This is a genomic window from uncultured Escherichia sp. (assembly GCF_948475835.1).
GTDB lineage: Bacteria > Pseudomonadota > Gammaproteobacteria > Enterobacterales > Enterobacteriaceae > ECMA0423.
Window position 1 is genome coordinate 1 of the sequence record NZ_CAOLGM010000046.1, and the last position, 15,027, is coordinate 15,027.

A 15,027-nucleotide genomic window follows, 5' to 3' on the forward strand; every position below is an offset into this window, starting at 1 on the left:
ACGCGGATGAGGCGTTAACAGCGCATTCGGCAAGATAAATCGCACGTTGTCAGCAACTGTAACGCAGAAGGTTATCCTTCTGCGTTTTTGTTTAATTAGCTGTTAGCAACGCAAACTGTTTCAGGTTGTTTTCTGGCTGACATAAACACCAGCAATAATGCCAGTCCCGCGACAATCGCTCCCATCACCGGCACAAAGCTGTATCCCAGCCCAGCGGAAATTACCGCACCACCAGCAGCTGCTCCCAGCGCATTTCCAAGATTAAAGGCACCAATATTGACTGATGAAGACAGACCTGGCGCTTCACTGGCGACACGCATCACGCGCATCTGTAACGGCGGTACGACCGCAAAGGTTGCTGCGCCCCACACCACCATGCTAATAGCTGCGCCGAACTCATTGCGGGCCAGGAACGGGATTGCCAGCATAATCACCATCAACAACAACAAAAAGCCTTTCAACGTGCCGTTAACTGAACGATCTGCCAGTTTGCCGCCGAGATAGTTACCGATAGAGAATCCGACACCAATCAGCACCAGCATTGCCGTGACGAACACCGGTGTTGCGTGGGTAATACTTTGCAGTACCGGAGAGATATAGGTGTAGAGAGTAAACATTGCACCAGCTCCCAGTACCGTCGTCAGCAATGCAGACAGCACCTGCGGACGCATTAATACCGCCAGCTCTTTTTTCACTTCAGGTCGTGCCCCTGCACCACCTTTAGGTAATGAGAAGAACAGACTTACCATTGAAATCACTCCCAGCCCCGCCGTTGCCAGAAATGACATCCGCCAGCCGATGGTTTCACCCAACCAGGTCGCCGCCGGCACGCCACCGATATTTGCCAGGGTTAACCCCATAAACATAGTGGCAACTGCGCTGGCCTGTTTATGTTTTGGCACCACGCTTGCGGCCACGACTGAACCCAAACCAAAAAATGCTCCGTGATTCAGGCTGGTCAAAATGCGTGAAAGCATCAGGGTCATATAATCCGGCGCGATGGCGGAAAGTACGTTGCCGAGCGTGAAAATTGCCATCAGGAAAATCAACGCACTGCGGCGGGCACGATGAGAAAGTAGAAGCGTCATCAGCGGCGCGCCCACCATTACGCCAACTGCATAGGCACTGATTAACATTCCGGCAGCGGGAATCGAGACATCCACACCGCGCGCAATGACGGGCAACAAACCCATTGGCGAGAACTCCGTTGTCCCGATACCAAACGCGCCAATCGCCAGCGCCAGCAACGGATAGTTAATTTTCATGCCTTATCTCCACCTCTTCGCGTCATTACGCGATATTCATTAAAGTGGCGAAAGCATGACAGCAATCACAAAAAAATGAAAATAACAAAAAGAGAAAACACTTTTGCCATTTTGCTAACAAACAGGAAGGAGATGCGAGGGAGAACGCGCTCCCTCGAGAGGAAATCAGTGCAGCGCGGCAGTCAAACCCACGGCCACGATCAAACCGAGGACGATAATCGTTGTTACCAGTGAAAATTTAAGGTCGGTGCTCATCAAGTTTTCTCCTTTTTTATTACCACACAAAAAGTGATATTACGCATTTTTACACACTGTGATGAAAAAATCTCCCGTCATTTATAATGATAAGTGTTTTTACCACTTCCCCTTTTCGTCAAGATCGGCCAAAATTCCACGCTTACACTATTTGCGTACTGGCCATTGACCCCTTCCTGACGCTCCGTGTCGTTTTTCCGGCGTACCGCAACACTTTTGTTGTGCGTAAGGTGTGTAAAGGCAAACGTTTACCTTGCGATTTTGCAGGAGCTGAAGTTAGGGTCTGGAGTGAAATGGAATGGCAACAATAAAAGATGTAGCGAAACGAGCAAACGTTTCCACTACAACTGTGTCACACGTAATCAACAAAACACGTTTCGTCGCTGAAGAAACGCGCAACGCCGTGTGGGCAGCGATTAAAGAATTACACTACTCCCCTAGCGCGGTGGCGCGTAGCCTGAAGGTTAACCACACCAAGTCTATCGGTTTGCTGGCGACCAGCAGCGAAGCGGCCTATTTTGCCGAGATCATTGAAGCGGTTGAAAAAAATTGCTTCCAGAAAGGTTACACCCTGATTCTGGGTAATGCGTGGAACAATCTTGAGAAACAGCGGGCTTATCTGTCGATGATGGCGCAAAAACGCGTCGATGGTCTGCTGGTGATGTGTTCTGAGTACCCAGAGCCGTTGCTGGCGATGCTGGAAGAGTATCGCCATATCCCAATGGTGGTGATGGACTGGGGTGAAGCAAAAGCTGACTTCACCGATGCGGTCATTGATAACGCGTTCGAAGGCGGCTACATGGCCGGGCGTTATCTGATTGAACGCGGTCACCGCGAAATCGGCGTCATCCCCGGCCCGCTGGAACGTAACACCGGCGCAGGCCGCCTTGCCGGTTTTATGAAGGCGATGGAAGAAGCGATGATCAAGGTGCCGGAAAGCTGGATTGTTCAGGGTGACTTTGAACCCGAATCTGGTTATCGCGCCATGCAGCAAATACTGTCGCAGCCGCATCGCCCTACTGCCGTCTTCTGTGGTGGCGATATCATGGCAATGGGCGCACTTTGTGCTGCTGATGAAATGGGTCTGCGCGTCCCGCAGGATGTTTCGCTGATCGGTTATGATAACGTGCGCAACGCCCGCTATTTTACGCCGGCGCTGACCACGATCCACCAGCCAAAAGATTCGCTGGGTGAAACAGCGTTCAACATGCTGTTGGATCGTATCGTCAACAAACGTGAAGAACCGCAGTCCATTGAAGTGCATCCGCGCTTGATTGAACGCCGCTCCGTGGCTGACGGCCCGTTCCGCGACTATCGTCGTTAATCACCCGTTGCGGGAGTCTCTTCCGGCTCCCGCAGCCACTCCTTATTCAGCGTCTCACTATCGCCGAGATACTCAAGCAGCCAGGTTAACGCAGGCGACATATCATTTTGCTGCCATGTCAGACAACATGCCGAATCCGGGAAGGGGTTTTCCAATTCAAGTGCTACCCACTTCCCCTCATTAAGCCACGGTTTGGCGAAATGTGTTGGCACCATCCCTATGCATAATCCTGCCGAGATACAGGTTGCCGATGATTCCCAGTCAGGCACGACAACTCTTTTTTGGTTATCCAGCAACCAGGTAATACGTTTAGGTAGCGTTCGCGAGGTGTCTTCGCGCACCAACGACGGCCAGTTGCGCAACGTATCATCGCTGAATGGGCCATCCATCAACGCCAGCGGGTGGTGGCTGGCAACAACGCAACTCCAGCTTAGCATCCCCATATCCCGGAAGGCATAACGACCGCCTACCGGAATCGCGCGTGTTGCGCCAATCGCCAGTTCCACGCGCCCGTCGGAAAGCGCATCCCAGACACCGTTGAACACTTCCTGAAAGACAAGAAGTTCGACATCATCAAAATGGCGATAAAAATCAACGATCATCTGCCGTGTACGTTCTGGCCTGACAATATTATCCACTGCGATAGCTAACTGACCGCGCCAGCCGTTCGCTATCTGCTGACATTGCTGGCGGGTGATCTGCATTTTTTTGACAACAGAGCGCCCTTCTTTGAGAAACCACGCTCCAGCAGCGGTCAGCTCCACATCACGGTGCCGTCGTTCAAAGAGCGGCACCGCCAGCCACTCTTCCAGCTGACGCACGGTATAGCTGACCGCAGAAGGAACGCGATGCAGCTCCTGTGCCGCAGCGCTAAAACTACCATTACGCGCTACCGCATCAACAACTTCGAGTGAATATTCTGACCACATAGTCTGCCTGCAAAATTTTTGAAACCAGTCATCAAATATTACCGTTTCACAACACTAATTTCACTCCCTACACTTTGCGGCGGTGTTTAATTGAGAGATTTAGAGAATATACATGCAACCTGGGAAAAGATTTTTAGTCTGGCTGGCGGGTTTGAGCGTACTCGGTTTTCTGGCAACCGATATGTATCTGCCTGCTTTCGCCGCCATACAGGCCGACCTGCAAACGCCTGCGTCTGCTGTCAGTGCCAGCCTTAGTCTGTTCCTTGCCGGTTTTGCCGCAGCCCAGCTTCTGTGGGGGCCACTCTCCGACCGTTATGGTCGTAAACCGGTGTTATTAATCGGCCTGACAATTTTTGCGTTAGGTAGTCTGGGGATGCTGTGGGTAGAAAACGCCGCTACGCTGCTGGTATTGCGTTTTGTACAGGCTGTGGGTGTCTGCGCCGCGGCGGTTATCTGGCAAGCGTTAGTGACGGATTATTATCCTTCACAGAAAGTTAACCGAATTTTTGCGACCATCATGCCGCTGGTGGGTCTATCTCCGGCCCTGGCTCCTCTGTTAGGAAGCTGGCTGCTGGTCCATTTTTCCTGGCAGGCGATTTTCGCCACCCTGTTTGCCATTACCGTGGTGCTGATTCTGCCTATTTTCTGGCTCAAACCCACGACGAAGGCCCGTAACAATAGTCAGGATGGTCTGACCTTTACCGACCTGCTACGTTCTAAAACCTATCGCGGCAACGTGCTGATATACGCGGCCTGTTCAGCCAGTTTTTTTGCATGGCTGACCGGTTCACCGTTCATCCTTAGTGAAATGGGCTACAGCCCGGCAGTTATTGGTTTAAGTTATGTCCCGCAAACTATCGCGTTTCTGATTGGTGGTTATGGCTGTCGCGCCGCGCTGCAGAAATGGCAAGGCAAGCAGTTATTACCGTGGTTGCTGGTGCTGTTTGCAGTCAGCGTCATTGCGACCTGGGCTGCAGGCTTCATTAGCCATGTGTCGCTGGTCGAAATCCTGATCCCATTCTGTGTGATGGCGATTGCCAATGGCGCGATCTACCCGATTGTTGTCGCCCAGGCGCTGCGTCCCTTCCCACACGCAACTGGTCGCGCCGCAGCATTGCAGAACACTCTACAACTGGGTCTGTGCTTCCTCGCAAGTCTGGTAGTTTCCTGGCTGATCAGTATCAGCACGCCATTGCTCACCACCACCAGCGTGATGTTATCAACAGTAGTGCTGGTCGCTCTGGGTTACATGATGCAACGTTGTGAAGAAGTTGGCTGCCAGAATCATGGCAATGCCGAAGTCGCTCATAGCGAATCACACTGATCTATATCGATATACTTATACTTAGGCTGCTAACAAAATTTTGTTGTATGATTGAAATTAGCGGCCTATACTAATTTCGAGTTGTTAAAGCTACGATAAATATTATGTTTTTACGGGGACAGGATCGTTCCCGACTCACTATGGATGGTCATTTCGGCAAAGGTTCCTCCTTTCCCTCTGTTCTACGTCGGATTATAGACTCGCGGTTTTTTCTGCGAGATTTCTCACAAAGCCCAAAAAGCGTCTACGCTGTTTTAAGGTTCTGATCACCGACCAGTGATGGAGAAACTATGAGTTCATCGTGTATAGAAGAAGTCAGTGTACCGGATGACAACTGGTACCGTATCGCCAACGAATTACTTAGCCGTGCCGGTATAGCCATTAACGGTTCTGCCCCGGCGGATATTCGTGTGAAAAACCCCGATTTTTTTAAACGCGTTCTGCAAGAAGGCTCTTTGGGGTTAGGCGAAAGTTATATGGATGGCTGGTGGGAATGTGACCGACTGGATATGTTTTTTAGCAAAGTCTTACGCGCAGGTCTCGAGAACCAACTCCCCCATCATTTCAAAGACACGCTGCGTATTGCCAGCGCTCGTCTCTTCAATCTGCAGAGTAAAAAACGTGCCTGGATAGTCGGCAAGGAGCATTACGATTTGGGTAATGACTTGTTCAGCCGCATGCTTGATCCCTTCATGCAATATTCCTGCGCTTACTGGAAAGATGCCGATAATCTGGAATCTGCCCAGCAGGCGAAGCTCAAAATGATTTGTGAAAAATTGCAGTTAAAACCAGGGATGCGCGTACTGGATATTGGCTGCGGCTGGGGCGGACTGGCGCACTACATGGCATCTAACTATGACGTAAGCGTGGTCGGCGTCACCATTTCTGCCGAACAGCAAAAAATGGCTCAGGAACGCTGTGAAGGCCTGGATGTCACCATTTTGCTGCAAGATTATCGTGACCTGAACGACCAGTTTGATCGTATTGTTTCTGTGGGGATGTTCGAGCACGTCGGACCGAAAAATTACGATACCTATTTTGCGGTGGTGGATCGTAATTTGAAACCGGAAGGTATATTCCTGCTCCATACTATCGGTTCGAAAAAAACCGATCTGAATGTTGATCCCTGGATTAATAAATATATTTTTCCGAACGGTTGCCTGCCCTCTGTACGCCAGATTGCTCAATCCAGCGAACCCCACTTCGTGATGGAAGACTGGCATAACTTCGGTGCTGATTACGATACTACGTTGATGGCGTGGTATGAACGATTCCTCGCCGCATGGCCAGAAATTGCGGATAACTACAGTGAACGCTTTAAACGAATGTTTACCTATTATCTGAATGCCTGTGCAGGTGCTTTCCGCGCCCGTGATATTCAGCTCTGGCAGGTCGTGTTCTCACGCGGTGTTGAAAACGGCCTTCGAGTCGCTCGCTAAAGGCTATTCTATCGCCCCCTCTCCGGGGGCGATTTCAGATCAGGCTTCTGTACCTGGTTGATTCATGGCATTTTCTCGTGCCGCCAGCACACGTTCTACCGTATCTACCACTGCCTGAGTTTGTGGATCAATTTCAATGTTGACGCGTGCGCCGAGTTTTTTCTTCCCAAGAGTCGTGCGTTCCAGAGTTTCCGGAATTAAATGGACGCAAAAACGCGTTGGCGTGACTTCGCCGACGGTCAGGCTAATACCGTCGATGCCAATAAATCCTTTGTACAGGATATATTTCATCAACTGACTATCCTGGACTTTAAACCAGATCTGGCGATTATTTTCCGAGGTTAATATTTTCGCCACTTCAGCGGTGGTCATAATATGACCTGACATTAAGTGTCCGCCAATTTCATCACTGAATTTCGCCGCACGCTCAACGTTTACCCAATCCCCCACTTTTAAATCGCCAAGATTGGTAATGCGTAACGTTTCTTTCATCAGGTCAAAACTGACATGGTTGCCGTTAATTTCCGTCACGGTCAGGCAGCAACCGTTATGCGCCACGGAAGCACCTGTTTCCAGGCCGTCCAGCATGTGGTCGGGTAACTCCACCACATGCGTACGAAAATTTGGTTTCTCGTCAATCGACACCAGTTTTGCGGTGCCCTGTACAATCCCCGTAAACATACTTACAACTCCTGAAATCAGTTAAGACATTCTGTTCAGCACAATAGCAGGTGGCAAACGCCCTTACCAGTGAAGGGGTAAGAATGACTATTTTTTCACTGGAGAATTAATAAATCCTCGCTACAATAGACTGAATTTCCCCTGCTTCTTCTTTTTGCTGCCCATTCAGGCGGCTTTTTAGTCTCTCATATAACTACAAATAAAAGGTGTTCACGTGCAGAAGTATATCAGTGAAGCGCGTCTGTTATTAGCATTAGCAATCCCGGTGATTCTCGCGCAAATCGCCCAAACTGCGATGGGTTTTGTCGATACCGTGATGGCGGGCGGCTATAGTGCCACCGACATGGCGGCGGTCGCTATCGGTACTTCTATCTGGCTTCCGGCGATCCTCTTTGGTCACGGACTGCTGCTGGCATTAACGCCGGTTATCGCGCAATTAAATGGTTCCGGTCGACGTGAGCGCATTGCGCATCAGGTGCGACAAGGTTTCTGGCTGGCAGGTTTTGTTTCCGTTCTCATTATGCTTGTGCTGTGGAATGCAGGTTACATTATCCGCTCCATGGAAAACATCGATCCGGCTCTGGCGGACAAAGCCGTGGGTTATCTGCGTGCGTTGTTGTGGGGCGCGCCGGGCTATCTGTTCTTCCAGGTTGCCCGTAACCAATGTGAAGGTCTGGCAAAAACCAAGCCGGGTATGGTAATGGGCTTTATCGGCCTGCTGGTGAACATTCCGGTGAACTATATCTTTATTTATGGTCATTTCGGTATGCCTGAGCTCGGTGGCGTTGGTTGTGGCGTGGCTACTGCGGCGGTGTATTGGGTCATGTTCCTTGCCATGGTTTCTTACATTAAACGCGCCCGCTCCATGCGCGATATTCGTAACGAAAAAGGCACCGCGAAACCCGATCCTGCGGTTATGAAACGACTGATTCAACTCGGTTTGCCGATTGCGCTGGCACTATTCTTTGAAGTGACACTGTTTGCCGTCGTGGCTCTGTTAGTGTCTCCGCTCGGTATTGTTGATGTCGCAGGACACCAGATTGCCCTGAACTTTAGTTCACTGATGTTTGTGCTTCCAATGTCGCTGGCGGCAGCGGTAACTATCCGCGTAGGTTATCGTCTGGGTCAGGGCTCAACGCTGGATGCGCAAACCGCTGCGCGGACCGGGCTTATGGTGGGTGTCTGTATGGCAACCCTGACGGCCATATTCACGGTTTCACTGCGGGAGCAAATCGCCCTGTTGTACAACGACAATCCCGAGGTTGTAACGCTGGCTGCGCATTTGATGTTGCTGGCGGCGGTATATCAGATTTCTGACTCAATCCAGGTGATTGGCAGTGGGATTTTGCGTGGTTATAAAGATACGCGTTCCATTTTCTATATCACCTTTACGGCTTACTGGGTGCTGGGCTTGCCAAGCGGCTATATTCTGGCACTGACCGATCTGGTCGTTAAACCTATGGGGCCAGCAGGCTTCTGGATAGGCTTTATTATTGGCCTGACGTCGGCAGCCATTATGATGATGCTGCGTATGCGGTTCCTGCAACGTCTGCCGTCAGTTATCATTCTGCAACGAGCATCCCGCTAATAAAGACAAGGCGCAACCTTCACGGGTTGCGCCTGTGTTTTTACGCAGGCTGGAGCGTTGCGCCAATCCCGTCTTCGTCTGGCTGTAATTTCAGAGCGTTGCACAGAGTTTGCCGACTGGCATCTGTTATCTCAACGTGTATATCCCCGGTAACTTCCCCTTTCACATTGATGAAGTCAGGTGAGATTTCTTTCGCACTGGTTTGCAGGCAAATCGCTCCCTCTCCGCGCAGGCGTTTCACTTTCAGTTGCACATGCGTTGCCGCACCAGTGATCAGCCACAGTTTTCCGCCGTTCAGATTGATGTTACCAACACTAAAAGTGACACTGTCACCTTTTACCGTACTGCCGTCGAGAATCAACACACCGCCCTGCTGTACAGTAATCGTTGATTGTTGCAGATCTGCGCCATAGCCAATAATCATTGAAGCGCCGTCCAGTAATGCAACACTCCCGGTCAGTTCAACCGGTGCGCGATCTTCCTCTACGACAAAATTTTCGTCCGCGCTGGTGGGTGACAAAAGGATCACTGTTCCACCTTGTATTACCGCATTTTCCAGCGTACCGGCATGCACTTCAGCCCGACCACCCACATTCACGGACAGGTTTTGCGTCTTACCGGAACTGTAGAGCTGAAGGCCATCCGTCCCCAGACGATAAATGGATCCATTCTCAACAATAGTGTCAGAGTCTTCACCACCGAGATTATTCATGGTGCCACCAGCAAGCAACGTATCACTGGCTTTCCCGGCCAGCATAAAAACGCCGCCCTGATTAATCTCACAATTGCTGGCTTCCCCACCTGGATACACCAACAATTCACCACCTTCATCTACCACGACCGCTGAGGTTGTCCCATTAACCAACAGGCCGCCCTCTTGATCGAGAATGATTTTTTCCGCGCGATGTCCTTCCAGTACACGCAGGTTACCGCCATTTTCCAGCAACAAACCGCAGGCATAACCCTGATCAACGCTGAATTCACCTTCGGGATGGCGGCCATTAACCGTAGCGAGCGTAGAGAGACTAATTGCGCCTCCCTCGGACTGAACAATATCTGTGGCAATGGCACCGTCGCTGACCGATAGCGTGCCATTGTTACCGTACTGTGTGCATTTGGCGATCCCACCGGTTGCCACTTTCAACCAGCCAGCCCCCGTGACCACGGTATTTTCGGCTCTTCCGCCAGCTTCAACAATCAACTCGCCTTCAGTAAGTTGCGTCGCGCCAATGACCTCGCCGGTCTTAACAATTTGCACATTCCCGTCGCTCATCAAGTTTTTCGCATCAGATCCCATGATTTATTCCTTTGCTGCATCTGTGTGCCTTTATTGCTACCTAAGTGTAAAGGCTACGGAGGATTTATCCACGACAGATTTGAGATGGTGGCAAACAACTCTGTTTAAACTCTGATACACGAATTATTGGGTTGTATCAGATGTAAATGCGATCCTGAATAAAAATCGCCCTTGCAAATCAACAAAATATAGCCAATTTGCTTAAAAGCTCTGCAAACGGTCGAAATAGCGCAGAAAATTACGTTTTGCCTCTTGCCACCTTCCCACTCTGCCGCTAATATTCGTCCCCGTTGTCACCTACAACGTTGCGTTCATAGCTCAGTTGGTTAGAGCACCACCTTGACATGGTGGGGGTCGTTGGTTCGAGTCCAATTGAACGCACCATCCTGCGTCCGTAGCTCAGTTGGTTAGAGCACCACCTTGACATGGTGGGGGTCGGTGGTTCGAGTCCACTCGGACGCACCAGATTTTCTTAATCTGGTCTTCTCCTTTTTCCCTCTGTTTCTTCTCTGTATCCAATACGTTAAAAGATTTACACTGTCTTCGTATGCGTTATCAGAAGGAGAATCGCTATGGCAACTTTGTTACAACTTCATTTTGCTTTCAATGGCCCATTTGGCGACGCAATGGCTGAGCAGCTTAAACCGCTTGCTGAGTCGATTAATCAGGAACCTGGTTTTCTGTGGAAGGTATGGACCGAAAGTGAAAAGAACCACGAAGCCGGTGGGATCTACCTTTTCACTGATGAAAAAAGCGCCCTTGCCTATCTGGAAAAACACACTGCCCGACTGAAAAATCTCGGCGTTGAGGAAGTTGTCGCCAAAGTTTTCGATGTCAATGAGCCACTGAGTCAAATCAATCAGGCAAAACTCGCCTGACAGAATTTAATCAAGGGCGGTTAGCGCCCTTTTCATCCCTGTCTGAAATTTCTCAAATTCTAAAAATCTCAACCAAACTTATCTGATAACACTAAATTCGAAAGAATGCGTACAGGTAAGTAACAATGAAAAAAATTGCTATTGTGGGTGCCGGGCCTACGGGGATCTACACCTTATTCTCGCTTCTACAGCAACAAACTCCACTTTCTATTTCTATCTTCGAGCAGGCTGACGAGGCCGGTGTCGGGATGCCATACAGTGATGAGGAAAACTCAAAAATGATGCTGGCAAATATTGCCAGTATTGAAATACCGCCGATTAATTGTACGTATCTCGAATGGCTACAAAAGCAAGAAGCCAGCCATCTCCAGCGTTATGGCGTTAAAAAAGAAACCTTGCACGATCGTCAGTTTTTACCGCGAATTCTGCTGGGCGAATATTTCCGCGATCAATTTTTACGATTAGTAGACCAGGCACGACAGCAAAAATTTGCAGTGGCTGTTTATGAATCATGCCAGGTTACCGATCTGCAAATTACAAATGCTGGCGTCATGCTCGCTACAAATCAGGATTTACCCAGCGAGACGTTTGATTTAGCGGTGATTGCCACGGGTCACGTCTGGCCTGATGAAGAAGAAGCAACCAGAACGTATTTTCCCAGTCCGTGGTCAGGCCTGATGGAAGCAAAGGTCGATGCGTGTAACGTGGGTATTATGGGAACATCCTTGAGCGGACTGGATGCGGCAATGGCAGTGGCTATTCAGCATGGTTCGTTCATTGAAGATGATAAACAACACGTCGTTTTTAACCGCGATAACGCAAGTGAAAAGCTAAATATTACGTTGATGTCGCGCACGGGTATTTTACCCGAAGCCGATTTCTATTGCCCTATTCCCTACGAGCCCTTACACATCGTCACCGATCAGGCATTAAATGCTGAGATTCAAAAAGGTGAAGAGGGCCTTTTGGATCGGGTATTTAGATTGATAGTAGAGGAAATCAAGTTTGCTGATCCAGACTGGAGCCAACGCATAGCCTTAGAGAGCCTGAATGTCGATTCCTTTGCTCAAGCCTGGTTTGCCGAGCGCAAACAACGCGACCCATTTGACTGGGCAGAAAAAAATCTCCAGGAAGTCGAACGCAATAAACGAGAAAAACATACTGTTCCCTGGCGTTATGTCATTCTGCGCCTGCATGAAGCCGTACAGGAAATTGTTCCTCATCTGAATGAACACGACCATAAACGGTTCAGTAAAGGCCTTGCCAGGGTTTTCATCGATAATTATGCGGCAATCCCTTCAGAGTCTATTCGTCGCCTACTTGCCTTACGTGAAGCGGGAATCATTCATATTCTCGCCCTCGGTGAAGACTACAAAATGGAAATTAATGAGTCGCGCACCGTCCTGAAAACGGAAGACAACAGCTACTCGTTTGACGTTTTTATTGATGCCCGCGGACAGCGTCCGCTTAAAGTGAAAGATATTCCTTTCCCTGGGCTACGCGAGCAATTACAGAAAACAGGGGATGAAATCCCTGATGTTGGCGAAGATTATACGTTACAGCAACCCGAAGATATTCGTGGACGCGTAGCGTTCGGCGCGTTGCCCTGGTTGATGCACGACCAGCCTTTCGTTCAGGGACTTACGGCATGTGCAGAAATTGGTGAGGCGATGGCTCGGGCGGTCGTAAAGCCTGCATCCCGTGCTCGTCGGCGTCTTTCGTTTGATTAAAGGTAAAGCTATCAGCACTCAACAAACTGATGCTGTTCATTAAGACGATAGCGGACTCCGGTTCGAATATTGTTTTCACCTTCAATGGCGACGGCGAAGCGAACTCTTTCGCCGTCATGATATGCCAGTGCGGCGCTTCCCCCTGGCCCGAGAATAATTGAGTCGACCACGCCCGTGCTCACTACCGTTGAATTTTCACCGCTGGCAATGATGTGTACATTGTCGCCGCTGTTGGCAATTCTGGCGTTTGCGCCAAAGCTGGCGATTTGCACCAGGTCACCATTACTGGCGACATGACACCGTTCACCCAATGTACAAACGCGTACTCGCATTCCGGTATTCGCAATCCGACTACTATCTCCAGCGCTGCTTATCCGCGAAGAATTACCGGTTACAGCAACCCGTGCGCGTTCACCGGAGCTGCCAATGTGACTGTTAAAGCCGACACTTCCAATCCGCACGCTATAACCCATACTGGCAATTTGCGCGGCATACCCAGCGGTTGCGATTCGGGCGTTATCCTCACAACAGCCGATGCGAGCATGATCGTCGCTGCGGGCAAACTGACTGCAAAATGGTATCTCTCCGGGGTCTGTGGCCAGTTTTTGCATAGAGGAAACTTCCTGATGCGCGAAGTTTTCATCCGCCAGCCATTTTTTCCACGCATACTCAACCAGACTCTCCGCCCAGTCCGTATATCCTTCCTCAATCAGTGCATGATGAATATCGGCATAACTACCGCCGCGTGGGAAATGGCGCAGGAACCAGCGATACATCACCGCTCCGATACGCCATTCTCGCAGGTCTGCTCGTGTAATGATCATTCGTTAGTGCCGGTGATAGCCATCGACCATGCTTTTAAAGGTTTCGTGTGGCGTACGCCCCGTGGTGCAAAGATAAAGATGACCGAAGATAAAAAAGAGGCTTATAAATGCCAGAGCAAAATGCGCCTGCAATAACCAGTATCTTACGCCAGGAAACACATCTCCCACGGCTTGCGGATAGAGACACAGCAGCCCCGTCAATAGTAACAACGGCAGCAATCCATACATAACACCAACATAGGCGACCTGCTGTAAGGGATTAAATTTAGACTGGGTTGTTGCCGGGAAAGGATGTTCTTCCCCCTGCATAATGCCAAACAAATAAAATCGCGTTTGTTTTGCCGCTCGCTCCAGCCACCCCTGACGACGAATGCGATAGTGGTGACCATTACCCCCAACGGCATTGATCAGCACAAAGCCGAGCCAGCATGCGAGTAACAAAAATCCGCAAACTTCATGCACCGCAACCAGACTTTTAACCGCAGTTGCGCCCACCAGCGCAAAGTGATTTATCAGCCCACTTGCCAGCAACAATACAAAGAGTAACGCATTCGACCAGTGCCATAATCTGACCGCTTTGCAGTAAAGATAAATCTTCTCACCATAATCGGTGACTGATTTCTTCACGCCACGAGCACGAAGCAAGGCATGCAGCCCCAGCACCAACCACATCCCAACCAGCAATACTCCGGCAATGATCAACCACACCGGCCAAAATTCGGGAGTGAACTGTGGCACATAGTTCGCTAACTGGCTCTGAAACTGTTCAGCATGTTGCGACGGGTTCATACATTTTCCTTTTTAATCAAATGTTGACCGAACCGGCGATACAGATGCGGTTTCCCGGCACCAGGTAGCTGATATTGATAGTATTTATTTTGCTGCAACCACGCCTGAATTTCTGGGCTATCTTCGCGACCAAAGATCAATGCGTGTTCCGGGCAGGCGCTGACGCAAATGGGCGGAAAGCCTTTTGCCAGTCGGGACTCAGCGCAGAAATCACATTTATCTGCCACTTTAGTGACAGGGTTAAGGTAGCGAACCTGGTACGGACAAGCGCCAATGCAATAACTGCAGCCGATGCACTGCGATTTTTCTACCCGCACGATCCCCTGCTCATCACGCCACGACGCCCCTGTCGGGCATACGTCGATGCACGGAGCATCTTCGCAGTGCTGACATGACTGGCGAAAAAAGTGATACTGCGTTTCGTTATCGTTATCGGTGACTGGAATGTGTGCTATCGATAAACGGCTTCCCTGAGCGGGGACGTGGTTAGTTTTACGGCATGCGCGGGCGCAAATATTACAGCCATTGCACCGTGACTCGTCATGAATCATGGCATACCGAACTTCCTTTTCTTGCCTCGTGTTCGCTAACAGAGAAGACGCAGAACCAGTAAAAAAGATTACTGTTCCCATCCCCAGAACAAATTTGCGTCGAGTGAAGGACATCTGATTATCCCCTAATGCAGTGGCTGCAACTGTCCACCC

Annotated in this window: 14 protein-coding genes and 2 tRNA genes; 8 read left to right on the plus strand and 8 right to left on the minus strand. The window is 50.0% G+C overall.

All coding sequences use genetic code 11. From position 1 onward, the window contains the following. Positions 1 to 95: 95 nt before the first annotated feature. Positions 96 to 1,265 (minus strand): MFS transporter, encoded by a 1,170-nt coding sequence (locus QZF50_RS10890; protein WP_000701040.1) that lies wholly within the window; start codon positions 1,263 to 1,265, stop codon positions 96 to 98. Between the two features lie 165 nt (positions 1,266 to 1,430). Then, entirely contained in the window at positions 1,431 to 1,520 is a 90-nt protein-coding gene (gene cydH, locus QZF50_RS10895; protein ID WP_000102278.1) for a cytochrome bd-I accessory subunit CydH, read from the minus strand. Between the two features lie 298 nt (positions 1,521 to 1,818). Between cydH and purR the strand changes: the two genes are divergently transcribed. Then, the gene (gene purR, locus QZF50_RS10900) at positions 1,819 to 2,844 is read left to right on the plus strand and encodes an HTH-type transcriptional repressor PurR (protein ID WP_000190982.1); all 1,026 of its coding nucleotides are present in this window, start codon (positions 1,819 to 1,821) and stop codon (positions 2,842 to 2,844) included. Here purR and punR read toward each other — a convergent pair. Next, positions 2,841 to 3,773: a DNA-binding transcriptional activator PunR gene (punR, locus tag QZF50_RS10905; RefSeq protein WP_000269501.1), complete on the minus strand. Its 933-nt coding sequence runs from the start codon at positions 3,771 to 3,773 to the stop codon at positions 2,841 to 2,843. The genes purR and punR overlap by 4 nt on opposite strands. A gap of 112 nt (positions 3,774 to 3,885) precedes the next feature. Between punR and punC the strand changes: the two genes are divergently transcribed. Both punC and cfa read left to right on the plus strand, forming a co-directional pair. Further along, positions 3,886 to 5,097, plus strand: coding sequence for a purine nucleoside transporter PunC (gene punC / locus QZF50_RS10910; RefSeq protein ID WP_001182363.1), 1,212 nt, complete (start codon positions 3,886 to 3,888; stop codon positions 5,095 to 5,097). Between the two features lie 290 nt (positions 5,098 to 5,387). After that, entirely contained in the window at positions 5,388 to 6,536 is a 1,149-nt protein-coding gene (gene cfa, locus QZF50_RS10915; protein ID WP_000098911.1) for a cyclopropane fatty acyl phospholipid synthase, read from the plus strand. Positions 6,537 to 6,575: 39 nt separating this feature from the next. Here the strand turns inward: cfa and ribE are convergent, their stop codons facing one another. Further along, complete coding sequence (gene ribE, locus QZF50_RS10920) at positions 6,576 to 7,217, minus strand: riboflavin synthase (protein ID WP_000493947.1); 642 nt, start codon at positions 7,215 to 7,217, stop codon at positions 6,576 to 6,578. Positions 7,218 to 7,431: 214 nt separating this feature from the next. On the opposite strand from ribE, the gene mdtK reads away from it, so the two are divergent. Continuing rightward, on the plus strand, positions 7,432 to 8,805 hold the full coding sequence (mdtK, locus tag QZF50_RS10925; RefSeq protein ID WP_001174946.1) for a multidrug efflux MATE transporter MdtK: 1,374 nt from the start codon (positions 7,432 to 7,434) through the stop codon (positions 8,803 to 8,805). Between the two features lie 40 nt (positions 8,806 to 8,845). On the opposite strand, the gene QZF50_RS10930 is transcribed toward mdtK, so the two are convergent. Next, positions 8,846 to 10,102: an AIDA repeat-containing protein gene (locus QZF50_RS10930; protein ID WP_000534295.1), complete on the minus strand. Its 1,257-nt coding sequence runs from the start codon at positions 10,100 to 10,102 to the stop codon at positions 8,846 to 8,848. Positions 10,103 to 10,409: 307 nt separating this feature from the next. Here QZF50_RS10930 and QZF50_RS10935 point away from each other — a divergent pair. The 4 genes from QZF50_RS10935 (at position 10,410) to QZF50_RS10950 (ending at position 12,710) form a co-directional block, all read left to right on the plus strand. After that, positions 10,410 to 10,486 (plus strand) — tRNA-Val (locus tag QZF50_RS10935). Positions 10,487 to 10,490: 4 nt separating this feature from the next. Then, positions 10,491 to 10,567: transfer RNA gene (locus QZF50_RS10940), tRNA-Val, on the plus strand. 107 nt (positions 10,568 to 10,674) lie between these two features. After that, positions 10,675 to 10,980 (plus strand): monooxygenase, encoded by a 306-nt coding sequence (locus tag QZF50_RS10945; protein WP_000212657.1) that lies wholly within the window; start codon positions 10,675 to 10,677, stop codon positions 10,978 to 10,980. Positions 10,981 to 11,105: 125 nt separating this feature from the next. Then, positions 11,106 to 12,710, plus strand: a complete 1,605-nt coding sequence (locus QZF50_RS10950; RefSeq protein WP_000716922.1) for an FAD-NAD(P)-binding protein — start codon at positions 11,106 to 11,108, stop codon at positions 12,708 to 12,710. Positions 12,711 to 12,721: 11 nt separating this feature from the next. Here the strand turns inward: QZF50_RS10950 and ydhT are convergent, their stop codons facing one another. From ydhT to QZF50_RS10965, 3 genes are read right to left on the minus strand one after another with little or no spacing between them, the layout of a single operon-like run. Further along, positions 12,722 to 13,534 carry a protein YdhT gene (ydhT, locus tag QZF50_RS10955; RefSeq protein ID WP_000587560.1) on the minus strand — a complete coding sequence of 271 codons (813 nt, stop codon included), beginning with the start codon at positions 13,532 to 13,534 and terminating at the stop codon, positions 12,722 to 12,724. A gap of 3 nt (positions 13,535 to 13,537) precedes the next feature. Continuing rightward, complete coding sequence (gene phsC / locus QZF50_RS10960) at positions 13,538 to 14,323, minus strand: thiosulfate reductase cytochrome B subunit (protein ID WP_001069997.1); 786 nt, start codon at positions 14,321 to 14,323, stop codon at positions 13,538 to 13,540. Next, complete coding sequence (locus tag QZF50_RS10965; protein ID WP_001310861.1) at positions 14,320 to 14,988, minus strand: 4Fe-4S dicluster domain-containing protein; 669 nt, start codon at positions 14,986 to 14,988, stop codon at positions 14,320 to 14,322. The genes phsC and QZF50_RS10965 overlap by 4 nt, the downstream gene beginning before the upstream one ends. Positions 14,989 to 15,027 lie beyond the last annotated feature (39 nt).